This is a genomic window from Acinetobacter sp. NyZ410 (genome assembly GCF_022828975.1).
Lineage (GTDB): Bacteria > Pseudomonadota > Gammaproteobacteria > Pseudomonadales > Moraxellaceae > Acinetobacter > Acinetobacter guillouiae.
Genome location: NZ_CP094620.1, coordinates 611,941 through 634,264, shown reverse-complemented (window position 1 = coordinate 634,264; position 22,324 = coordinate 611,941). Strand labels below are relative to the sequence as shown.

The 22,324-nt window shown below is 38.0% G+C and carries 20 protein-coding genes; 5 read left to right on the top strand and 15 right to left on the bottom strand.

Going from position 1 to position 22,324, the window contains the following annotated elements; genetic code table 11:
* Positions 1-43: 43 nt before the first annotated feature.
* Positions 44-436, top strand: coding sequence for a Cd(II)/Pb(II)-responsive transcriptional regulator (gene cadR, locus MTO68_RS02995; protein ID WP_005312186.1), 393 nt, complete (start codon positions 44-46; stop codon positions 434-436).
* A 117-nt stretch (positions 437-553) separates the two neighbouring features.
* On the opposite strand, the gene MTO68_RS02990 is transcribed toward cadR, so the two are convergent.
* The 6 genes from MTO68_RS02990 to MTO68_RS02965 all read right to left on the bottom strand — a co-directional run bounded on the left by MTO68_RS02990 (position 554) and on the right by MTO68_RS02965 (position 5,418).
* Entirely contained in the window at positions 554-1,483 is a 930-nt protein-coding gene (locus MTO68_RS02990; protein ID WP_009585702.1) for a hypothetical protein, read from the bottom strand.
* 124 nt (positions 1,484-1,607) lie between these two features.
* Positions 1,608-2,663, bottom strand: coding sequence for a lambda-exonuclease family protein (locus MTO68_RS02985; RefSeq protein WP_009585773.1), 1,056 nt, complete (start codon positions 2,661-2,663; stop codon positions 1,608-1,610).
* A gap of 229 nt (positions 2,664-2,892) precedes the next feature.
* Positions 2,893-3,924: a DUF932 domain-containing protein gene (locus MTO68_RS02980; protein WP_009585679.1), complete on the bottom strand. Its 1,032-nt coding sequence runs from the start codon at positions 3,922-3,924 to the stop codon at positions 2,893-2,895.
* Between the two features lie 228 nt (positions 3,925-4,152).
* Positions 4,153-4,776, bottom strand: coding sequence for a hypothetical protein (locus MTO68_RS02975; protein WP_244014949.1), 624 nt, complete (start codon positions 4,774-4,776; stop codon positions 4,153-4,155).
* 41 nt (positions 4,777-4,817) lie between these two features.
* Entirely contained in the window at positions 4,818-5,129 is a 312-nt protein-coding gene (locus MTO68_RS02970) for a hypothetical protein (RefSeq protein WP_009585749.1), read from the bottom strand.
* 4 nt (positions 5,130-5,133) lie between these two features.
* Positions 5,134-5,418 carry a hypothetical protein gene (locus MTO68_RS02965; RefSeq protein ID WP_009585676.1) on the bottom strand — a complete coding sequence of 95 codons (285 nt, stop codon included), beginning with the start codon at positions 5,416-5,418 and terminating at the stop codon, positions 5,134-5,136.
* A gap of 816 nt (positions 5,419-6,234) precedes the next feature.
* On the opposite strand from MTO68_RS02965, the gene MTO68_RS02960 reads away from it, so the two are divergent.
* Positions 6,235-7,746, top strand: coding sequence for a YaaC family protein (locus MTO68_RS02960; RefSeq protein WP_009585778.1), 1,512 nt, complete (start codon positions 6,235-6,237; stop codon positions 7,744-7,746).
* Positions 7,747-8,029: 283 nt separating this feature from the next.
* Here the strand turns inward: MTO68_RS02960 and MTO68_RS02955 are convergent, their stop codons facing one another.
* The 3 genes from MTO68_RS02955 to MTO68_RS02945 form a co-directional block, all read right to left on the bottom strand.
* Positions 8,030-8,995, bottom strand: a complete 966-nt coding sequence (locus MTO68_RS02955; protein WP_009585655.1) for an inovirus-type Gp2 protein — start codon at positions 8,993-8,995, stop codon at positions 8,030-8,032.
* 242 nt (positions 8,996-9,237) lie between these two features.
* Positions 9,238-11,616 carry a hypothetical protein gene (locus MTO68_RS02950; RefSeq protein WP_009585731.1) on the bottom strand — a complete coding sequence of 793 codons (2,379 nt, stop codon included), beginning with the start codon at positions 11,614-11,616 and terminating at the stop codon, positions 9,238-9,240.
* 411 nt (positions 11,617-12,027) lie between these two features.
* Positions 12,028-12,891 (bottom strand): hypothetical protein, encoded by an 864-nt coding sequence (locus MTO68_RS02945; RefSeq protein ID WP_009585781.1) that lies wholly within the window; start codon positions 12,889-12,891, stop codon positions 12,028-12,030.
* A 136-nt stretch (positions 12,892-13,027) separates the two neighbouring features.
* On the opposite strand from MTO68_RS02945, the gene MTO68_RS02940 reads away from it, so the two are divergent.
* On the top strand, positions 13,028-13,306 hold the full coding sequence (locus MTO68_RS02940; RefSeq protein WP_005312148.1) for a pyocin activator PrtN family protein: 279 nt from the start codon (positions 13,028-13,030) through the stop codon (positions 13,304-13,306).
* Here MTO68_RS02940 and MTO68_RS02935 read toward each other — a convergent pair.
* On the bottom strand, positions 13,290-14,432 hold the full coding sequence (locus MTO68_RS02935) for a tyrosine-type recombinase/integrase (protein WP_005312143.1): 1,143 nt from the start codon (positions 14,430-14,432) through the stop codon (positions 13,290-13,292). The two genes, MTO68_RS02940 and MTO68_RS02935, sit on opposite strands and share 17 nt — an antisense overlap.
* Before the next feature lie 135 nt (positions 14,433-14,567).
* Here MTO68_RS02935 and dusA point away from each other — a divergent pair, with 135 nt between their 5' ends.
* Positions 14,568-15,584 (top strand): tRNA dihydrouridine(20/20a) synthase DusA, encoded by a 1,017-nt coding sequence (gene dusA / locus MTO68_RS02930; protein ID WP_244014948.1) that lies wholly within the window; start codon positions 14,568-14,570, stop codon positions 15,582-15,584.
* A gap of 78 nt (positions 15,585-15,662) precedes the next feature.
* Here the strand turns inward: dusA and MTO68_RS02925 are convergent, their stop codons facing one another.
* Positions 15,663-16,553, bottom strand: coding sequence for a LysR family transcriptional regulator (locus MTO68_RS02925; protein ID WP_239046478.1), 891 nt, complete (start codon positions 16,551-16,553; stop codon positions 15,663-15,665).
* 103 nt (positions 16,554-16,656) lie between these two features.
* Between MTO68_RS02925 and MTO68_RS02920 the strand changes: the two genes are divergently transcribed.
* Complete coding sequence (locus MTO68_RS02920; RefSeq protein WP_209826904.1) at positions 16,657-16,794, top strand: hypothetical protein; 138 nt, start codon at positions 16,657-16,659, stop codon at positions 16,792-16,794.
* 27 nt (positions 16,795-16,821) lie between these two features.
* On the opposite strand, the gene MTO68_RS02915 is transcribed toward MTO68_RS02920, so the two are convergent.
* From MTO68_RS02915 to acnA, 4 genes are all read right to left on the bottom strand, one after another.
* Positions 16,822-17,331, bottom strand: coding sequence for a hypothetical protein (locus MTO68_RS02915; protein WP_239046479.1), 510 nt, complete (start codon positions 17,329-17,331; stop codon positions 16,822-16,824).
* Positions 17,332-17,396: 65 nt separating this feature from the next.
* Positions 17,397-18,506: a DUF695 domain-containing protein gene (locus MTO68_RS02910; protein WP_244014946.1), complete on the bottom strand. Its 1,110-nt coding sequence runs from the start codon at positions 18,504-18,506 to the stop codon at positions 17,397-17,399.
* A 99-nt stretch (positions 18,507-18,605) separates the two neighbouring features.
* Positions 18,606-19,367: a tRNA threonylcarbamoyladenosine dehydratase gene (locus tag MTO68_RS02905; RefSeq protein WP_244014944.1), complete on the bottom strand. Its 762-nt coding sequence runs from the start codon at positions 19,365-19,367 to the stop codon at positions 18,606-18,608.
* A 136-nt stretch (positions 19,368-19,503) separates the two neighbouring features.
* Positions 19,504-22,263: an aconitate hydratase AcnA gene (acnA, locus tag MTO68_RS02900; protein WP_034610101.1), complete on the bottom strand. Its 2,760-nt coding sequence runs from the start codon at positions 22,261-22,263 to the stop codon at positions 19,504-19,506.
* Positions 22,264-22,324 lie beyond the last annotated feature (61 nt).

Genomic DNA, 22,324 nt, shown 5'->3' with positions numbered 1-22,324 from the left:
CCATATAGCTACTATAGAGTCAAGCTAGATTTGGTTGATTTCAATGTTTTTAAAAATAGGTGAGTTATCTGAGAAAACTTCTTGTTCAGTACTAACTATTAGATTCTATGAGAAGGAGGGTCTTATTCCTCAGCCTGAAAGAACTGAGGGGAACTATAGAATGTACTCCGAAGCTTATATCGACCGATTAAAATTTATAGTTAATTGCCGCTCTCTAAATATGAATCTTAATGAAATCAAAAGATTGCTTTCTTATAAAGATTTACCCACCCAAAACTGTTCAGAAGTAAATGAATTAATTGACGCACATATTGTAGATGTACAAGAAAGTATCAAAAATCAGCAAAAACTAATTGAACAATTATTAGATATAAGAAAGACATGCGATGGTTCATGCACAGTTGATAGATGTGGTGTATTGAAAAATTTAGCTTGAATAAAGACAAAGTTTAGACTTAATACGATAGCTCTATAAGCTATTGATACTAAATATGATAAAAAATAAATCGAGTGTATAACTCGTAAAGAATCTAATGATTCTTTACGATTAGCTTCAATTCACTGCCCTCACACTCCCCTGCAACCCTTGCTGAATATCCTGCACAAAACCATCCCCATGATTGAACTTTGCTTTAACCTTGGGTTTCGACTCAGGTTTCATTTGTTCAGCTTCAATACCCTCATCCGTATAGAACTCCTCCACCAAATCCAATCCCTCTTCCGAATTCACCTCAAACCGTGCATTGCCATAACCCTGCCGTGCTATTGCATCCAATGCACTTTGATTAAATCCAGAAGCTTTGCTTTGCTGATCTATATCCTTTGCCATTTGAATGGCTTGTTGCAGATTCACGCCATCACGTAGTGTTAAATCCACGTAATACACAGGTGTACGATAACTTTGTGTGGTGGATTTACCTCTTAAAGTCAATTGCAACGGTAAGCAGGACAATAAGCCATTGGAGGCTGCATGGTAGTAACTGAGTCGTGCTGCCAAAGTGCGAATGCTGTTAAAACCTGTGGTTCTAAAGATAAATGTACCCAGTTCATCCGATTCATCTAAATTGACATGTAACCTTCCATAAGGTTTACAGTTGCCACCTTGTGCCAAAGGACATAAGTCAGGTGATGGACATGGATGTTGTTCAATCCCTTGATTAGTGAGTCGTTGGCATGTTTCACCATTACCCACACAAACAGGACGCCCTGTTTGACGATCAAATAAACTGTACTCTGCACGTAGATTGAGTTCAGGATCATTAAAGATCATACGGACTGGTATGGTTCTGAGCTTTTGGTTCGGTGCTTTCGCACGAAGTTGTTCATCGAGTGGATGCTTGACCCAACCTTCTTTGCCTTGAATTTGGCTAGTAATGGTAAATTGGTCATCCTTTTCGGGCAGTCGTTTGCCATTCTTTTCCACGACCTTGCCGATACTGATTCTGCCAAGTATGGGTGGTGTGATTGCTAAACCTTTAATCATAGTAATTTCCTCTGTCGTTTAAATGTGTTGTTTGGTTAAAAATGAAATGGACATAAAAAATCCCATGCGCTGAGGCATGGGATTTTTAGGTGGTGTCTTGTATTTTGCTTAGGCTAAATCGGCTTCAATCATCATTGGCATAAATGTTGAAACGCCGTGAACCTAGTTTGCTTTGTGGAAATTGACTCAAATATTCAGGGTACTGTTTCAGTAATGCCTTACTGTCTAAGCTGATTGAGTCTTTGGACTTTTTCCACGTCACTGAGCCTGTTAAGAATGTTGCGCGTTCAGCCTGCTGCATCTTGGCTTGCAGTTGATGTTTCAGCAGATCGAATTGCTCCTGATGCTTTTCAATTTGATTGCGTGCTTGAATCAATTGCTCAAACTGTTGATTGGCTTGTGTATCTTCGGATAAGTCTGTGGTGCTAAGTGGGACGTGTTCAGGATATAAAAGCTGTAAGGCTTTGGCTGCCGATTCACTGGCATCGGCTTCAGGTGGGGTATCCTTTTCCACACATTCCCAGAAGTAACGCTCCGCATCGATGATGTGTTGAATCACCGATTCAGAACGGGTCACTTTAAAGATTCGGGTTTCATGTCCACAAATCAGTACGCAAATATGGGCTGCTTTCTTACCTGTCACTGCCAATTGATGTTGTACCTGACACAGCACGTATAAAGGCACACCGTCTCGCCACAGCTTGGCCCCATATTCCCCTGCAGTTTTACATTCCAATATTTGCACATCTGCATCACCTGTCACCGAGTAATCCAAGTTGGCGAGCATGAAATGTTTATCAGCTTCGGGATGTTGTAGCACTGCGTTGACTCTACGGACTTTGTAGTTGGTGTGCATGCTGTAGTATTCAGCGACCAAGGGTTCAAGCCGTTTGCCCCAATACAAAGGTGCATGCCCTTCGCTTTCATCTTCGATGGATTGTTTGATTCGACCTGTTTTAATCATCCACAGTTCCAGCATCGACATATAGGGATTGAGTCCACAGGCTGCGGCGCAATCACTGCTACCGATGCCTTGTCGACGTACTGCTAACCATTCGGCTTGGCTGAGTTTCTTGGTATCCACAAAGCGTTTAGCGGTAAACAGCTTGGGACGATGGGTATGAATATTGACCATTGGATTCGGTGTTACTTTCAGAGGTGTGTTTAGTGCTGTATTCATGATCATTTCCTATTTTGTAAATTTCGGGCATAAAAAAGCCACATTCAAAGATGTGGCTTGCTGTTGTGAATAAGCTGGAGTTGAACAATTGGATGGATTAAAAATAGCAGGCATAAAAAAAGCCACATCGTGTGATGTGGCTATAAAGGGTTTATGCTCTGGAGGTGGTGCAACATAAACTTTGCTTGATTGACAATTTTTAATTTAATCTCAAAAGCTTAAAGCAAACTTAAGCAATCATCCTTAGAGCCTGTTCCAATCCACGTTGTTTTAAGCCTGCCCCTGCACCAAACCAAGCAGAATCAAGTCGATGATCTTGGCTCATGGCACGACGCTCGTGATCGCAGAACTCTGTAATCGAGCACAATAAGCCATAGGCGGTGTCTTTAGCTGAACTGAGTTCAGCCCCTCGTCCATGTCCATTAAACATGGTCATGACTTTAGACATCGCACGTCCATTGGGTTCGGTTTTTGTGGTCTCAGCCTGATTGGCAACATTACGATAGAACTGAATAATGCCGTCATCCTGTTCTGTAGGTGTGAGGCTGGTGTTATTAAACACCGCATCGAAATAAGCAGCAGCTTCAGTCTGCGTGACTTTACGCTGACTCAGTTGTTTCATTTCATACATATGTTCATCCCATGCACGGACTGAAATACCCAGTTGTTGTTTAATCTTCTCAGCATCGAATTTGGTGCTGTGGGGGACTTTAACCACACCTGCACTGGAGTTTTGTCCTTTTAAAGCAATGGCTAAGGTGTTATTACACACCACGCGAATACTGGTGAATTGTGCGGTGGTGGCTAGGGTTCCGTCACAAGCGGTGGCTAAGAGAATATAACCATTGCTGACATCTTTACCTTTGAGTGCTGAAGTCTGTCCTGTTCGTGCCAATGCCCAGAATTTCTTTCCACCTTTGAGTACCCCAGCGGTTTCTAATTCAAAACCTGATTGTTCAGTCAGGTCTTTGTAGAAGTGTAGAATTTCTTTGGGTTGCACTTCCTGATAGCGTTGGCTAACCACAGACAAGGGTGCATGGGTATCTGAACGATAAAGCACTCGCTGTTCTTCATAGGGCATGATGATGCTTTGCCCTCGTTCATTTTGTGCCATATAGCTAACATTGGAAGATTCAATGCGCCAATCCATGCCTGCTTGTTGTGCCCAGACTTCAATCGGTTGATTTTGGGTCAGTTGATTCCCTAAGCCATGCCAAGGGGTTTCGCCTACATACGCCATTTGTTCAAGTTGATGTGCCATGTGATTGTTTCCTTATAAACAAAAAAGGCTGCTGAACCCCATCCCTTGATTGGAATGAAGTCCAGCAGCCTGATTCAGATTTGTCTTGTGAATGTGCTTATTAAGCCTTATGTAATTGGCTCAACAAACGCATTCAGTGTATTGATTCATCTTTATGTTATATAAGTGAAATTTATTCCAATGCGCTTTAAAACCCTCAAATTCATAGCATTTATAAACTGTCTGATCTTATTGAGCTGTCATCACAATTTCACGTCCATCCTTGAGTACTGCAACCACTTCTCTGACATTCCGTGGATCACAATTTAAGAAGAAGCGCATGGATTTACCGTACAGAATTGGATTGGCACCATCACGGTAATCTGCTCTACAGTTACCACGGTTCACCACCACTCGATCCAGTGTAATGCTGTCAGACAATGAGATTAAATGTAGATAGGCTGTTTCAACCTCATGTTTCCCACCAAAGACCTGATTCTTGATTTCAATGCGATATTGCATGGATGCATCGCCTTGGTCGGATGATGTTTGTTGTGCGTCCTTCTCGGCTTCTTGTCTATTCAGGGTTTCCCACTCCTCCCAGCTTTTAGCAATAAATTCTCGTATTTCCGCAATGGGCGTCACCTCTAGGTTACTGAGATAATAGCCTGCTGTAGCTGCCGTTTCTTCACTCGGTGATTTCTCTAAAGATTCCAAGTCCTGTAGTTCTTTCTCAGTCAGTTGATCTGTTTGAGCCTTTGCTTTGACTGCTTCGGTTTTCACTGCGTTATTCTGCGCTTGCGCTGCTTCTGGTTGTTTTTCACAACCGACTGTGAACATGGCTATGGTTGCCAACATCATGATCTTTTTCATTTTATCTCTTCCCCCTATTCCCCATATGCTAGGCATTCACATCAAGGTGCTGGCCTGTCCATGCATTGTTGGTAATATTTATCTTTAAAGACTTGTTTGGTTTTTTCAAAGGTCGCTGTACCACCTCGACTATATTCAAAGGCATCATGAATCATCGGTCTGAGTTGTTCTCTCAGCTCATCGTTATCGCCTGCAAGCATATAAGTCGCTTCGGCAAAGCCGCCATAGCTCAAGCGAGCCTGCATCACACTTTCAGCCACATTGGCTTCTTCCTGACAGGCCTTTTCTTGTTTGGAGCTACAGCCTGTAAGCAAAGCAACAGCAATGATGAAAAGTAATTTTTTATTTAGCATGTTCCTACCCTCTGCATTTACCCACGGTATAACCTCTGGCAAAGTCCAGACGACGTTGATCTTCTTCACTGCTAATCGGTACAGTAAAGAACGGCTTGCCGTATTGTTCACGAATACTGTCATAGCGACAGCTACAGGCTTCTTCACTTTCCACTGCGGTTTTAATGGCAGCGTTTGGGTACATGCATTGTTCGATATAGGCTTTACGGTCTTTGCTATCCGTAGATGAACAGGCAGATAAAATAGGTAAAAGGAATACAGCAAGCATGCTGAATGTTTGAATTCTCATAAAGCTCCCCTCTGGTATTGTTCTGTATTGAAATCAAAATTTAAGACACGACAACGCATACTCCCGAGTCAGGAAGATGTGCGAATATGAATAAAATGAGACGAATAAATCCCATCAACTGCTTGGTGAAAAGTCAGTTGTTTGAAATTGAATTCAGTACAGTAAGGGAATGTTTTGAATGACCATGATGGACTCCTTGGAATTAAGAAGTTCTACCGAATCACTGTCAATTGATTATGGTGGCAGAACGAGAAGGGGTTGACAGACTGGGATCCAAGGAACCAGCACGCGTAAAGCGTCCCCCTCCCGTCCTACCGCAAAGAAGGGGGACACGAGGGTTCTAACGACTTATAGAAATATATAAGCCGCCATGGATCTTCGGTCTGTCAAAACCGACTGACAATGTAGGTCAGCATGCTAAGAATAATGGTGAGGGCAAATTAAGTCAATTCAGATGGTTAGGAATAGAGCTTGTTTTATATTTCTATATATTTATTGATCACTTACAAGGTAGCATGACTCAATTCCTAAATTTTGTTCTGCTTACAAAAATGGTGGAACATTAATTAAATATCAGACGTGAAACGTGAATAATCATGAAAAAGTCGTTCTAGTTCACTAAACTCTAGACAAAATTAATATAAAATATTGATATTTATTATAAAATTTATAATGTTTAGCAAAAGTTGCAATTATGTTAATTTTAGCGAAACTTAAAATTATAATTTTTACAAGATAAGCATTAATCTAAATTTAAATAAAAGATGGTTAGATAAGAGTTATAATTAATCAAATAGTTATGAGTGAAGGAACATTGTGGATAACGGTAAAAAACTAAGATTAGATCTTTTGGGTAAAGATGCTCACTCAAAAATTATTACTCCATTTGAACTGCACCTTTGGAATTGTGAAATTCTTCAAATAGAACCTGTCGGTGAATATTTGGTTCTTCAAATGACCAAAGGAGATATTCAATTTAAATTAGGCTTTTTATATACTTGTGCTACTGATAATTTAATCTATAAAAAGTTAGATAAAGAAGTTGATCTTATCGTTTTAAATGGTAGTTTCTACCACCTAGAATCTTATGCTTTTGGGATCTCGAAAGAAGTTATTGAAGTAAAAAATATTCAAACACACATAGTCGCATGGAATACAAAAGCATCTGATGGTAAAAAATCATTAGGTGGACAACAAAAGCCTATCATTACTACTAAAGAGTTTAATAATACTATTCAATCAGAGGAACCAATAAACCAAATTTGGAGCCGCATACGCCAATTTAAAACTAAAGGACTAGCTGAGAAACTGATTATTCAACGCTATGAAAAAGAAAATCTTCCTTTGGAAATGGAATGTATTAAAGCTAAAGCAATAGGCCTTGCCTTTTGTGTTAAGAATGGTTGTGATTATTTTGAGAATGCAAAAAATCAGAAATCAAATCAAAGGATTATCAGCCTTTATTATGGCGCCATAGCCTTTGCATCAGCAGAAATGTTAGCATCTCCTAATGGCTCAAAATCGCTACAAGAAGTAGAAAATATGACTAAATTTGGTCATGGATTACATACACAGGATAGTATAGAAGATAATGCTTTTGAAGGATTCATTGTAGGAATTTTATATAGTGGGTTTTTTAAAAACTGGTTAGCTATTTTGGGGCATGATATCTCTAAATTTCCGCAAGCAAAGCCCAAGAAACCATCAGACATAGACTTATCTAGTCCATATCTAATAACTCTCATAGAGTTGTTTTCACATATCCCTGAATTAGAAGACTTATTAGGAATGGTTTCTAGCACTCCCACAAATTGGCTTAATTTTAACTATGATATTGCTATAAATAATAGCTTTGGTAAAACCAAAGATTCAACATATATACATATACGAGATAGGTCAGGTAGTAAAACTATTGAGGATTTAGAAAGATTAGATTTACCCTTAGAACAAATAGAATATATTGAATCAGACAGTCCCGGTCTACATTTCAAAGCACTTATAAGACATTCAGAAAATCAAAATTGGCATAGCGTAATTAAGCAACATAGAAGTCCTTTTACTGCGACTAGTTATATACTTCCAATTTTTGGATCTGTTAATGAATATCGATGTATAACCGTAGTAATTTTATATGCTTTATCAATCTTAGTAAGATACCGACCTAGTATTTGGTTAGAAGTAGTATCTGGAAAGCATGAAAATTATTTAACATTAACAGAAGAATTTCTATCTATTTATGAAAGGCTTGCTCCTCAGCAATTCTTAGAAGCTCTTCTCGATCAATCTTTGAATGTAGTACAACCTGGATCTTTATTTTCCTCTTTATAAACATTGATTCTATTAGAAAATATACTCAATTCATCATTAAGGTCTTCGCTTTATTTATCGAAGACCTTAGCTGTTTATTGAACAGATGCATTCTAAGATGTCTTTTTATTTAACATAAAACTTTTATACGAAATGTAAATATATGCTCAAGTATAATACCCAAATTTTACCTATAGGAATTAAGCCGAGTATGACTCAATTCCTTAAAAGTCCCAAATAGCTTTTTTAGCTAATAATATATAACCCTATCCTAGTGTATTGAGAGATATAACCTTTTGCTCAATCAACACGAAGAACAGCCAAAAGCCCTCATACCTTTCACACGGACTCTAAGCCGTTGCTCAATCTTTTCAACAGTCATACGAGCTAAATAGCCATACACAGACTTAAGTCTTTCTAATCCTCTTGAGTCTTCACGTTTAATCATACCCAAACCATTTAGATACTTATAACTTTCCTTTTGCTGAATGCTGTCTGTATTAGCTAGTATCGTGTGACTGTCTTCCAAGTCATCATCCGCATGTTTACACGTATGACAATTCCAATAATAACCAAGCCCTTCCGTGATTTCATCCATCCATACCCTACCCACCCATCGAGCTAATTTGCAGTCATACGTAGATGCAGAACCATCATAGATCAAAAACAAATGAACATGATAACTTCCTAGCGGAGCCTGCTCTAAACACCAAGCATTCAGTTTCAGGTTTTTAAAACACGTATGCTTATTTGCCATACGGTTACGAAGCATTTGAACATGTAGATTAAACATTTCAATATCAACCATATGCTGTTTATCCACGTGATACTTCAAATCCACCCTGACAATAAGATTACGGCTATAACGATGGAATAATCTCTCTACCGCTGTTCGAAGTTTTCCTAATCTCCTCTTAACACCAAACTTATACTGACGAAGATCACTAAGCACTTTGGGTTTATGTACCTGAAACTGCATACTGAAATGTTGTATCGATTCATCCCTTATCTCTAAAAGAGATGCATAGGTGTATTGACCATCTTGCATTTGCTTAAAGCCATAAAACTCATAGCTAGCTAAGAACTCAAATAAACTAACGTAGTCTGCATACACATGATTACAGGAATAGATCTGTTCAAAGGCATTTAGCAATATAACCAGTTCAGGTAGGTCTTCTCTCTTCAAACCATCGTTGATAATCCTCTTGGTAAAGGATTCAATTTCAATCAGCAGTCTTGGTTCATGGAGAGTGTGTTGATGAATATTCATGATGAGTAATTCCGTAATATGCTCATCAGATCAGGTGTTTGAGTATTTTTTAATTCTTAATCTTTAGTTATATAATTCATATATATAATATCTACTACAGCTTTTCAGAGAAAAAAATGCCCTAAGATTCATTGAAATATAGAAACATTTCAATCAATTTACCCTAGGGAATGATAGAAAATTGATCATTTTCAGCAGAGCTAAAGTTATTCAACGCTTTCAATGAAAAAACACGCAAACAATCATGATTGTTCATCGTCATTTTTCTTGACAAGCACATGCTTTGATTTAGGTTTTTGCCCTGGTGTTAGCCTTTTTTCTTTAGGCACCCAACCTTGAATTGGGCTAAATAAACTCTTGTAACAAATATATGGCAAATACTTTTCTTTAAAAGCTCCCCTAGTCACTTTGTCTATAGTCTCAATTTTTAAGGGTTTTGACGAAAGTTCGATCACTCCATCCCAAATAACTTGGGGATCTAGAAGGTAAGTAAACTCTGCTTTTATAAAAGCAAGAGAACCACTATGAGATAAATCCTCTGAATTTCGATATTTTTCATTGCGCTGGTCAATAAACCTTTTCAAAAATGAATCTAAACTTTGATATATATCAATAGACTGTAACTCTGAGTCATAATTAAAAATCAAGGTTAGGTCTGCATACAACGTTTTGTCTTGCCCAACTACAAATCCTTTTTCATCCCAACGCAGTATATACCCTCTTAACCAACGTAAAGGTTGAGTTGAGCGCCCTACCCGAAGGAACTCTGTTAAAATTGCCGATTGCTCTTTTTTGCTAAAATTACCACCATGCAGACGACCAAATTTAAGATGCAATCGATGAACCAGTATGTCCTTTTCTAAAAGGTAATCACCATATTTTGACAACTTTTCAAATGACTTATCTAATTCTTTAAGTTGCTTGTTATAAGTATTCACATTCAGACTTGCTTTAAAACCTCTTAATATCTCTTCATACTTTTGAATTGTTTCAGGGCCTATTGTGTGATTACATAAATCCAATAACTCACTCGCCTTGGAAGAAAAGAAGCTCCTAAAATCGATTACATTTTGTGATTCGAAACCAAGCATTTCTATTTGAATAAAAGGATAATCCACACCGTTTAAGTGTTTGAAAAGACCAAACCAAATACGCCCTAAACGCGTCATGCTATCGCTATAAAATTTAGGAGAACGATTCTTATTAGACGTGGCTGGCGTTATTACCACATTGAATAGTTTTGCTGGAACCGTTTTCAACGTCTCACAGAACAGCTCCATCAAATAAAGTAAGCTACTGCGTGGAATCTTATCCTTGTGACTGATAGGAGGAGGTAAAACAGAACGTAAATCCATCAATGCAACTTTATCGAGATAATTTTGAGCTATTTGAGGGAGGTGCTGGCAATCGTAGCTTTTATTGCACTTAGAAAGTGTTAAAAGCTCATCAAATGTGATCTGTTTTGTTATATCCTTTTGCAGTAATGCCCCTTGAGGCATTAAAGACTTATTTGAGTGAGCCTTAAAAATATCATCGTTACTATTATAGCCGTCTATGTTCAGGCTTATGACTTGGTCTACAGAAAAAAAATAGCTGTAAACCCAGTACCAACAATAATAAAGTGAAAGCTCATTGCCCTTACCCTTCTTTATTAAACCCACGGCATTGCTATGATGATAATCTCGAAGATGCTTATTCCAATTCTTTAGGTCGTAACTTTCGGCAGACAGACCAGCCTCCTGTTTCATTTTCTTATCTAATTGAGCAATAATCCCATCTTCTGAGAAGTTCAAATGTTTACAATTAAACATCAATATACAATGCAAATTTAGACCAGCTTCCTGCATCGGTTCTAATTTTAATAAATAACTTTGTAAATTCTCAGTTTGAGCTATCAACTGGCGTATAGCATCAATTTTACCTTTTAGTACTTTGAATAAGCTGGTGTAACTGTTTGAACAATCATCGGAAGGTGCATACAGATTAATGTCCAAACACATGACGTACACTTGCCCATTTCGATCTAATGTGTCTTTGAAATACTGAAAATAGCTCTCTTCTTCATCCGACAAGGCAAATGTTTGTTTAACTGTTTCATCAGTTTTCATTTTTGGGTTTAAATATTCAGATATTTCAAAATAAACCTGTGCCAATTGCTCACGAGGAATAGAACTAAAATCCTGAGGGCTGTTCATACAAAATTTATTTTGTTGAAAAAACTGATTAAACCACATAACAATATTTGTCTGATTTCCCCACCCGCCTTGCACTTCTGGTTCCATCAAATATTGTACAAATTTTCTAAATGCGGGTATCTCCAATCCATGCCACTCAGGCAATAATCCAGATGCATATTGCAAAGAACCAACATTTTTTAAGAAATTTTCTCTGCTCTTAAAATCCATTTTTTCGAATCTTCTTTTACTCATCACCTCATCATTCTTGATATTTAGCAGCCAACGATCATAGAACTGAATGACATCTATTGATTCCCTAAAAATGAGAATATTCTGATCCACCCCCTTTTGCTTGGCTCCATCATAAGTCTTTCTATATCGAGCCCTAAATAAAATATACATTTCTTCTTTTGAAATTTTAGATAAAGTTGGAGTTATATTCATTAAAACCTTCTAGATGCAGTACTTATAAAATTTTCATTGAAATGTTATTCAGTACTTTTTATCATAATAATCATATTTTATAAATCAAAAATCATAATATTTATAGCAATTATTCAAATAATCAAAGAGGCCATTACCCCAGAAATCAAACACAACTGTTCAATTTTTAAATGTCGATTGAAGTTTTTTTAGGGCAAAAATCCTCTTAGCCCTGTTAGGTCAAAATAGGCTACTTTTGCTGGCAATACTTTTAAAAACACAAGGTGAGCTCAGTGAACTTTATGCGGAGGAGTTAGAACTGTAGAATCTAATAGCGATCCAATAAAGAGAGTCCTGTAATAAGTGTCGCTCTACCCTGATTCATATGAGGGAATAATTGGGTGTAAAAGTAAAAATGTGATTTTCTCTTATTTAACTTTCATTTTTTGGGATTAAAATTTCTTTCAGTAAATCGTGATTTTTTCTTAACTCGTGGATAATTGTTTCCTCCATGTAGTCAGTATTGTTGTATGGCATATTGTAGCCAAAACTCTTTAATGCAGCGGAGGGGTTTTTCGAATTTAGAATGCTTGTTAGATTTTCAATTTCTTTTTGTAATTCTTTTACTTGCCTAGCCTTTTTGTCGGATAATACTTTACGATGCTTATACCCATCACTCATTACCTCTCCTAACTCTTCTTCTTTTTCCTTAATTAAGGCTTTCACCCAATCAACATCAAATTTTTCGAATTCTTTTATCAATGTCGGAATTATTGAAGTTACAGCCTGATTCAAGCTCTTCCACTTACACCCATTTAAAGCACATTGCTCACGTAAAACACTGTATAAAATTTCACGCCTAGGTAATAATTTTTTATCATAGCGCGCCTTAACTGCACGAATCGCACTTACTTTTCTAGCTAATCCAATGTTATAACAATAATAGTAAGCCCCCATTGTATCTACATATCCCATTAAAATTTCGGAGAACCGTTGTTTACAAGTTCTTGAAGATAAATTACTTCTTTCACTTCTTAGTAAATCTATTTTTATAAAAAAATCATATATTTGATTTGGTTTAAAACTAGGATCATTTGAAAACTGTGGAAGTACTGTCACTCTAAGTGGGTTCTTTAAGAAATCATTTTGTTGCATTCTCAGTATGATTTTATCTCTAGCTAATAGATATGAGGGATGCGTAATATCAGCCTCAAAATCACAGTCATACCAATACTTAAATGTGAAAAGTATTTCTTGCTCTAAATCATTCAAATCAGAAATGATGTCTAAATTCACTACTTCAAATCCCCTTAAATAACAATGTATTAAATAGCATGATACGCTAATTATTTACTAATTAAGCATCACTCTACTTTTTAAATTCCATTAAATTTACAGTGAGCACATCAACCAAAATGATAGGAATAAAATCATGAATGGCGCTGCTCTACAACTCTCCACATCTGATTACTTATTTATGCGCTACCGCAGCACAACAGTTAAACTAGAGGATGTAGTCAAGGATTACTACCCTCATCTCAGTAAAGTAAAAATGTTAGAAAAAGCAAGAAATCAAGATTTTCCATTTTCTTGCTTCCGACTAGATAATAGCCAAAAAGCTCCGTACTTTGTCCATGTCAAAGATCTAGCTCGCGTCCTAGATCTACAATATAAATATGCTAATCAAGACCATGTTACTCTTCACCAATGAAGGGTAACACTTCATCCAACTCTATTGTCTTTTTCCTTTTTTTCACTGACACATATCTTTCCAGACTCCCCCATGAATCATGTAGACTCACTTGCTGAATTTGAGGAATTGTAAAACCTTGCTCAGCAAGACGAGTACAACCCTCATGCCTTAAATCATGAAAACGTAAATCATCAATTCCCAAGATTTTACAAGCATTTCTAAATTCACCTCCAATCGTTTTAGGACTTAGAGGAATGAGCAAATCCTTGTCATATCCTCGATTCAACATACGTTTTCGCGTACTCTTCACCTGTAAAAGTTCAATCATTTTTCGGCAAGGTTCTAATACATTAAATTCTTTATGATTACCCTTTGAGCCATTCGGATTTTTTAAATCCCGTACTTTCCACACTTCATTATCCTCGTCATAATCAGCCAATAACATTTCAGTAATTTCTGACTCACGACGACATGAAAATATTGCAAACCACATAATCAAATGCATGGGATAGCTGTAAACAGGCTTTTGCCATTTTCGATAAAAGTATTCTGTCAGTTTTTTTAACTCTGCCGTTGTCGGCAAGCGATCACGTTTACCACTAGAAGATATTTGTCGAGTCTTTCGCAATTGTGCTGTTGCTTTATCAAATCCTGCCAAATCAACATTTACATCCCACATGACTGAAGCATGAGACAATACGCCACGAATATGCAATAACTCATGTTGCAACGTACTTGTCGCTATCGGCTTTAAATCTAATTTAGCATATCCAGCCTTACGCAAAGCGACATGTTCTGAAATATCGGCTGGCTTAATTTTTGTGATAATATATTGCGCTATTGGAAATTTCTGAATTAGGCGAAGACAATAGGTTTTAGTACGACCATATTCACTGCCAACTTCATCAAGATATTTGTCTATGGCATTGGCTAAAGTGATATTCGTCACATCCGATCTACCTAATAAAATATCTGGATTTTCTTCGACTTCCTCTTCACGCATTGCAAGCCATTTTTGAGCGAGTCGCATAGAACTAAACGTCTTACTTTCCTTGAAATTTGCAAACCCTTTACGGCTTATTCTAATTTCGGCCCGAAAGCGTATGGTTCCATCGGCTAATTTACGCTGTGAAATTGTCCCCATGATTTACGCCTTATTGTTTTCTTAAGGCTATAATGGCGTAATTTGGCGTAAATATCAAAAATAATAGTGCTAAATGAGGCGTAAAAAATCGAAATAGATCAAAATCAGCAACACTGTAAAGGTATGTTTTTTAATATGATTACTGAAAAAACCATTGATAACACTAAAGAACCTCGCATCAGTGTTGCACCCATGATGGATTGGACAACTCGTGACTATCGTTTCTTTGCACGTTTGTTTAACCCCAATATTATCCTCTATACAGAAATGGTCACTACAGGTGCCATCATCTACGGTGGAGCAAATCGTCATTTGGACTATAACCATGAAGAACATCCAATTGTTCTACAGCTCGGTGGTTCAAATCCGAAAGATCTTGCAACTTGTAGCAAAATGGCTCAAGACTGGGGTTATGACGAAATCAATTTAAATGTGGGCTGTCCAAGTGACCGCGTACAAAACAATAAGATTGGTGCCTGCTTAATGGCAGAGCCTGACTTGGTTGCAGAATGTATTGCTGAAATGCGTAATGCAGTTGATATTCCAGTTACTGTAAAACACCGTATCGGTATAGATGACATGCAATCTTATGAAGAGATGCTCCATTTTGTCGATACCGTTGCGAAAACTGGGTGTGATAATTTTATCGTACATGCCCGTATTGCTCTGCTTCAAGGCTTATCACCAAAAGAAAACCGCGATGTTCCACCACTACGCTACGAAGATGTGTATCGTTTAAAACAAGAGCGTCCTGATTTGCTGATCGAGATCAATGGTGGGGTTAAGACTTTTGCTGAAACGCAAACACATTTAAAGCATGTTGATGGGGTCATGATTGGTCGTGAGGCTTATCACAATCCTTACCTCTTGGCAGAATTAGGTCAACTTTGGAATTTAGATTTACCTGATCGCTTTGATATTATCGATCAAATGCTGCCTTATATTGCCAAACGTATGCAAGAAGGCGCACCTCTATCGATTATTACACGCCATATTTTAGGCTTATTCCAAAATCTTCCCGGTGCTCGTAAATGGCGTCAGGCTTTAAGTGGCGGTAATGCCAAAACATTTGCAGATGTTGAAAATGCCATTATCAATATTAAAGAAGCCATGAAGCGTACAGAAGATTATATACGTGAACAGTCTGTCTGATCACGACTGAAAATTTCTACGATTCAATACAGTCTTAATCCACAGCTATCTTTTCAATCAAACGATGGTCTTTAAAGATCATCGTTGAAACTGTTTGATCATGTATTCAGTACATCGCTGAATGATACCATCTGCATTTTTACTCCAGACCATCACAACATCAGACCATGCATTTTCAGCATCCAAAGCAATCAGTCGTACCTGTTTAGGCAGAATATGCCTAAATTCTTCAGGAACAATACAAATTCCAATTTCAGCAGCCACTAATTGTAATTGTGAAACTTTACGGGACTGAACCGCCGCTTTCTTTGGAGAAAAACCAGCACTTAGGCAAAGGTTTGCAACCAAGTAACTTAATCCGCCCCGTTCCGCATGTGGTGTAGAAACAAAATTTTCATGCTTTAACTGTTGGATTTTAATACTGCGTTCTGAAGCGAGTATATGATTTTGATGAAGTGCAACGTATAAGGGCTCAGGGTAGAGTGTCGTTGCATATAACTCATCTAAGCGATTTAAAACAGGTGGGCGAATAAAACCAACATCAATATTTCCTTTCATCAGTGCAAGAATTTGGTCTTCAGATGACAAGGTGTTGATCTCGAAATTAACATTGAGATGCTTTGCGGTTTGATCAAATACTTTGACTTTTTCTAAGCTCATGCTAATGCTACTTGAGTGTGCAATTTTAATGAGTCGATTTTGTCCATTTGCAATATCTTTAGCATTTTCAATAATATGATCTAAGTTCAGTAAATTATTTTTAATTTGAGCATAAAAGAACTGCCCTGCTTGAGTGAGTTTTATTTTTTTATCACTGCGGTCAAAAATTTCAAATCCTACTTCATCCTCTAAAAGCTTGATTTGACGACTTAAAGCTGATTGGGCAATAAACAGCTTTTCAGAAGCTGCAATAAAACCACCTTCCTCTACGATTCTAATCAAATAATTAAATTGTTTGAATGTCGCCATATTCATCTCAAAATTAGATCAATCCTGCTTTTTTCTATATTAGATTAGATTGTTTGATTTCACTAGACTTTACTTAAAGCGACTTAGATCAGAGAGAAATAGTATGAGCATATCCAAACAATTACTGGTTTTTATTTGTATTATTTGCGCTGTTGTTTTACTCAATCTTTATGATGGTTTTATCGCAAAACAAACAGGTAAATCGCCCCAACAGCCTGAGTTTATTTATTTACAGGACTGATTAAGTGGAACAGATAAAGTATGTTTTTTACAAACGCGTGCAAGATTTCACTAAAGCATACTTTTTTATATTGGTGACGCATGTTGTGGTGCTTTTTTTAAAATCATATTGGTAAGTAATATACTTACCAGCAAGCTCATCACTCACAAAGGCGTCTTTTCGAAAATGAGCACGTATAATACAGCCGTGTAAATCAGGCGCAGCATATACTTTTATACTTTCAACATATTTGCTGTGTTGTTGAATATTGACCTCCCAGCCCAGCAGTTGCTTGATCTTTTGAAACTCTTCTTGTTTGCTGATCTGTTGGATATTTTGCAAATTACAGACTTGAATTGCATCCGCTTGAGGTTGAAGGATTGACCAACCCAGCAAGTTCTGTATATCACGCATTATTGTTTTAGCTTCATCCAATTGGTTGACCGCCTGAAAATGACGAACCGTTGAATAAAGATAATATGCAATTCCGCCAATCAGTAGGATCGCCAATATGCTTATTTTAAGATCGGGGATAGGTCGATTAAAAAGCCGCTTCATTCTCTAAGCTGTCCATGTTTATGGTCTGAATGCTATAGCGCATTTCAAGCGACTTTTCAGCATAGTTAACGACCAAACTTATTTAAACAACGCCAATATTTATCTTTAAATAGGCTGACATCGATTTCAAAATTGTTCTGATATTTTTCAACCACCTGATCTATAACTTTGGCGGGTTTTCTAAACTCTTTACAAGCAAAATACATGGTTCTTAAGTTATTACCGGTTTCTCGTCCAATATTTAAATACCCCTCAAAATCCTTGAGCTCATCTAATAATTCTTCTTCAATCGCGTTAAGCAACTCATAATCTGTTGCAGACGGCATACCACTTGAATTCTGGCCAGCATAAGGTATTTCTACCAGCAGTATCCACGGATGAGAAGCCTTTTGATCCCATGTTAAAAGTGTACTGTTTAAGATCGCCACCAAAGGCAAACCTTCATTGGTCTCCCCCTCCAAACTGATATATTCATCTTCATCAGTACTTGAACGGGTTATTTTGTCTAAGCGAGAAATTTCACTGTTCTTTAAAATTAAAATATTCTTTAAACGATCGATAGGCATTAATTCTTTTTCAGCATCTTGTCTGAATTGTAGCGAAACTTGATCTAGCTTTGTGATCGAATCATATTCACCCAAATAATTATCCAAAAAGATATAAACTGCTTGTAAGAATTCAGCTTTTTGAGCTTCATTATATTGATCATGCACAACCACCAGATCAGTTTCATCTGGATATTCTTCATGGTCTTTTAAATAAAATGATAGCGTTTTTTGACTAAACTCATGACCATGCATACCAATACTGGTTTGCTCAATATCACTTGCGGGTTTAAGTGCGGTAAATTTCCAGCCGGGAATTTCAGGGGCTGCTGCCACCAATTCCTCGACAAACACAATGTTCGCCACAACACCATCTGGCGTTAAAATCAATTCAGCTGTTTGTGGGTCAAGCATCCCGGTAAGGAAAAAAATTCCACCATGAACTTTGGCCAATTCAGGCGATAATTTATCAAAGAAATCTGCCTGAATGGTATCTTGATTTAACTCATCCACAATACGATGGAAATCCTGTTGATGCTGCTCAAACCATTGCCAAAATTCAGCATAGCGGTTTCGATTGATTTGTATTTGTTGTTCTTTCTTTCCAAATAACTTTTTGAAAAAACTCATTTTGATTGTTCTCTGTTATTACGTTTATTTCAGATTAATTTAACTGAATTTTTATGATTTTTAAATGCATCTAAACTTTTACTTAAAAATACCAAGCGCTTATTTGATCCGATCTAACTTTTTCAACACTTCTGCAACGGCGACCATCGCAAAACTAGAAGTCACCACCACAGCCGAGCCATATCCACCACAGCGCAAGCCTGCACTCGCACATACATCAGCGCTGGAAAAAGGATTATCAATTGAATACACACAAGTAATGCCAAATTTTTCTTTTGGTTTCTTACAAATGCCTTTGGCGCGCAACTGACTCCGTAATTTTGCAAGCATCGGATCTTGTTCTGTTTTAGATAAATCAGCAACACGAATTTTTAGAGGATCAAGCTTACCACCAGCCCCACCCGAAATAATCAAAGGAATTTTATTAAAACGACAATGTAACATAAGTGCAAATTTTGCTTTAACGTCATCGATGCAATCTAGAATAATATCGGGAACATTTTCTAAAATTTCTTTCACATTGTCAGGGCTGAGATAATCATCAATCAAATTGATCTTGATCCGAGGATTAATTGAACGGCAACGTTCCGCCATGACTTCAATTTTCTCATGACCTAAAGTAGAGGTCATTGCAGGCAATTGTCGGTTGATATTTGAAGCAGCCACTGAATCCATATCGACCAGTGTTAACTCACCAATCCCTGTACGTGCTAAGGCTTCGACTGCCCATGAGCCGACCCCACCAATACCGATCACCATGACATGACTTTTTTCATAGTGATTGAATGTCTCTTCTCCATAAATTTTGGCTACGCCTGCAAAACGGCGCTCATATTCATCATTTTGGAAAAGTTCAGTCATGTCTAGTATCAACTCAAAAATACCTCGCTATTTTACTCATTTATCGACAGTGTGTCTTGCTCCAACACAATAAAAAAAGCCCTGCATTTTATACAGGGCTTGGAGAACTGAAATATATCGTGATTTATTGATTAGGCTATGAAGCGATTAAATTACGCAGTACATAATGCAAGATACCACCTGCTTTAAAGTATTCCACTTCATTCAAAGTATCAATACGGCATAACACTTTGAAACGATCTATTGAACCATCGACACGTTTAACCTCCACATCTAAACTTTCATGTGGTTGTATGTCATCAGAAAGTCCATAAATCGAAAGTTGCTCATGCCCAGTTAAGTTGAGTGATTGACGGGTTTGACCATCTACAAATTGCAAAGGTAAAACCCCCATACCAACCAGATTTGAACGATGGATTCGTTCAAAGCTTTCAGTAATCACCGCTTTTACTCCTAAAAGATTGGTGCCTTTCGCCGCCCAGTCACGTGATGAGCCTGTACCATATTCCTTACCTGCAATGATGACCAATGGCGTACCATCTTGCTGATACTTCATCGCAGCATCGTAAATGGCTAACTTCTCATCTGTCGGGATATAGAGGGTATTGCCACCCTCTTCGCCATTGAGCATTTCATTCTTAATACGAATATTGGCAAAGGTACCTCGCATCATCACTTCATGATTACCACGACGAGATCCATAAGAGTTAAAGTCCTTTTGATCGACACCTTGTGCTTCTAGATAACGACCTGCTGGACTGTCTTTCTTGATATTCCCCGCTGGAGAAATATGATCTGTTGTGACTGAGTCACCAAGAACGGCCAAGATATTTGCATTGAGAATATCTTTAATTGGTTTCGCGGGTTGATCAATACCGTCAAAGAATGGAGGATGACGAATATACGTTGAGTTTTCATCCCATTCATAGGTTTCAGAATCAGGGATTTGAATTGCTTGCCATTTTTCATCACCATCAAAAACTGCCGCATATTCTTTATGGAACATCGCTGTATTAACTTTTTGCAGCACCTCATCAATCTCGATTTGACTCGGCCAAATGTCTTTGAGATATACTGGTTGACCTTGTTGATCGTGCCCTAATGCTGTGCTGGTAATGTCACTACGAATGGTACCCAATAAACCAAACGCAACCACCAAAGGCGGTGATGCAAGCCAATTGGTTTTTACCAGTGGATGTACCCGCCCTTCAAAGTTTCGGTTGCCTGAAAGTACCGATGCAACATTCAAGTCATGGCACTGAATAGCGTCTTCAATCGGTTTAGGTAAAGGTCCAGAATTACCAATACATGTGGTACAGCCATAACCAACGAGGTTATAGCCCAACTGGTCCAAATAAGGTAATAGCCCTGCTGCTTCTAAATAATCGGTTACCACTTTAGAGCCTGGTGCTAGAGAGCTTTTCACCCATGGCTTACGTTGAATGCCTTTTTCGATGGCTTTCTTTGCCAACAAACCCGCAGCCAACATCACACTTGGATTAGAGGTATTGGTACATGAAGTAATCGCAGAAATCACCACATCACCATCTGTCAATGGGTAGCGCTTACCGTCAATCACACAATGCGGCTCTTCATTTTGTAAAGCAGACTGTTTTGAATCAATTGCTGTACCCGCACCACCTTCATTGGCTAAACGTTCTTTTTCTTCACCTTTAGCTGGCTTAAGATCTAGCGCCATTAAGGCACTAAAAGTTTGTGGAATATCAGGCAATGCCACTCGATCTTGCGGACGTTTCGGGCCAGCAACACTTGCTTCAACGGTTCCCATATCCAAAGCAAGCACATCGGTAAATACAGGTTCATCCCCGGTATGACGCCATAGACCTTGTTCTTTACAATAAGCCTCAACCAATGCAATACGGTCTTCTTTACGACCCGTTAAACGCATATAGCCTAGAGTGATTTCATCAATCGGGAAAAAGCCGCATGTTGCACCATATTCGGGTGCCATATTGGCAATGGTTGCTCGGTCTGCAAGCGGTAAAAATGCCAACCCATCACCATAAAATTCAACAAATTTACCCACCACGCCTTTTTTACGTAGCATCTGAGTAATGGTTAAAACCAAATCCGTTGCGGTAATCCCTTCACGCAATTTCCCTGTCAATTTAAAACCAATCACTTCTGGAATCAGCATTGAAATCGGTTGCCCAAGCATGGCCGCTTCGGCTTCAATTCCCCCCACACCCCAACCTAATACACCTAAACCATTGATCATTGTGGTGTGTGAATCTGTACCGACTAAGGTATCGGGAAAGGCAAATACCTCGCCATCACTTTCACCCAGCCACACTGCTTGAGCTAGGTATTCTAAATTAACTTGATGGCAAATCCCTGTTCCGGGCGGTACCACACTAAAATTATCAAAAGAAGACTGCCCCCAACGGAGGAATTGATAACGTTCTCCATTACGTTGCATCTCAATTTCGACGTTCTCATCGAAGGCATGATCTGTCCCAAAGTGATCCACCATCACAGAGTGGTCAATGACCAAATCCACTGGAGATAAAGGGTTAATTAAATTGGGATCTTTATTGGCTTTCTGTACAGCTGCACGCATCGCAGCCAAATCTACCACAGCAGGTACACCGGTAAAATCTTGCATCAAGACCCGTGCAGGGCGATATTGGATTTCTTGATCTGAAGTTTTATTCTTTTGCCAATCAACAATCGCCTGAATATCGCTTTGCCTCACGGTTTGATCATCTTCAAATCTAAGTAAATTTTCCAATAATACTTTGAGTGATTTAGGCAATTTTGAAATATCACCTAAACTCGCTTGAACCTGTTTCAAATTAAAAATTTTATATCTTGTATCCCCTACAGTTAGGTCTTGTAGAGAATTTAAACGATTGATATGACCATATTTTGCCATTGGTTGAACCTCCAGCTTGGCGTTAACTTTCTTATTGGCTACTTGGAGTACTTCTTTAAAT

What these genes read in the sequence shown, in the direction of transcription:
- MTO68_RS02920 (WP_209826904.1), top strand. Translation starts at nt 16,657, where the DNA reads ATGAGCATATCCAAACAATTACTGGTTTTTATTTGTATTATTTGCGCT.
- MTO68_RS02950 (WP_009585731.1), bottom strand. Translation starts at nt 11,616, where the DNA reads ATGAATATAACTCCAACTTTATCTAAAATTTCAAAAGAAGAAATGTAT.
- MTO68_RS02975 (WP_244014949.1), bottom strand. Translation starts at nt 4,776, where the DNA reads ATGAAAAAGATCATGATGTTGGCAACCATAGCCATGTTCACAGTCGGT.
- MTO68_RS02985 (WP_009585773.1), bottom strand. Translation starts at nt 2,663, where the DNA reads ATGAATACAGCACTAAACACACCTCTGAAAGTAACACCGAATCCAATG.
- MTO68_RS02970 (WP_009585749.1), bottom strand. Translation starts at nt 5,129, where the DNA reads ATGCTAAATAAAAAATTACTTTTCATCATTGCTGTTGCTTTGCTTACA.
- MTO68_RS02990 (WP_009585702.1), bottom strand. Translation starts at nt 1,483, where the DNA reads ATGATTAAAGGTTTAGCAATCACACCACCCATACTTGGCAGAATCAGT.
- MTO68_RS02940 (WP_005312148.1), top strand. Translation starts at nt 13,028, where the DNA reads ATGAATGGCGCTGCTCTACAACTCTCCACATCTGATTACTTATTTATG.
- MTO68_RS02980 (WP_009585679.1), bottom strand. Translation starts at nt 3,924, where the DNA reads ATGGCACATCAACTTGAACAAATGGCGTATGTAGGCGAAACCCCTTGG.
- MTO68_RS02925 (WP_239046478.1), bottom strand. Translation starts at nt 16,553, where the DNA reads ATGGCGACATTCAAACAATTTAATTATTTGATTAGAATCGTAGAGGAA.
- MTO68_RS02965 (WP_009585676.1), bottom strand. Translation starts at nt 5,418, where the DNA reads ATGAGAATTCAAACATTCAGCATGCTTGCTGTATTCCTTTTACCTATT.
- acnA (WP_034610101.1), bottom strand. Translation starts at nt 22,263, where the DNA reads ATGGCAAAATATGGTCATATCAATCGTTTAAATTCTCTACAAGACCTA.
- dusA (WP_244014948.1), top strand. Translation starts at nt 14,568, where the DNA reads ATGATTACTGAAAAAACCATTGATAACACTAAAGAACCTCGCATCAGT.
- MTO68_RS02915 (WP_239046479.1), bottom strand. Translation starts at nt 17,331, where the DNA reads ATGAAGCGGCTTTTTAATCGACCTATCCCCGATCTTAAAATAAGCATA.
- MTO68_RS02955 (WP_009585655.1), bottom strand. Translation starts at nt 8,995, where the DNA reads ATGAATATTCATCAACACACTCTCCATGAACCAAGACTGCTGATTGAA.
- MTO68_RS02910 (WP_244014946.1), bottom strand. Translation starts at nt 18,506, where the DNA reads ATGAGTTTTTTCAAAAAGTTATTTGGAAAGAAAGAACAACAAATACAA.
- MTO68_RS02935 (WP_005312143.1), bottom strand. Translation starts at nt 14,432, where the DNA reads ATGGGGACAATTTCACAGCGTAAATTAGCCGATGGAACCATACGCTTT.
- MTO68_RS02905 (WP_244014944.1), bottom strand. Translation starts at nt 19,367, where the DNA reads ATGACTGAACTTTTCCAAAATGATGAATATGAGCGCCGTTTTGCAGGC.
- cadR (WP_005312186.1), top strand. Translation starts at nt 44, where the DNA reads ATGTTTTTAAAAATAGGTGAGTTATCTGAGAAAACTTCTTGTTCAGTA.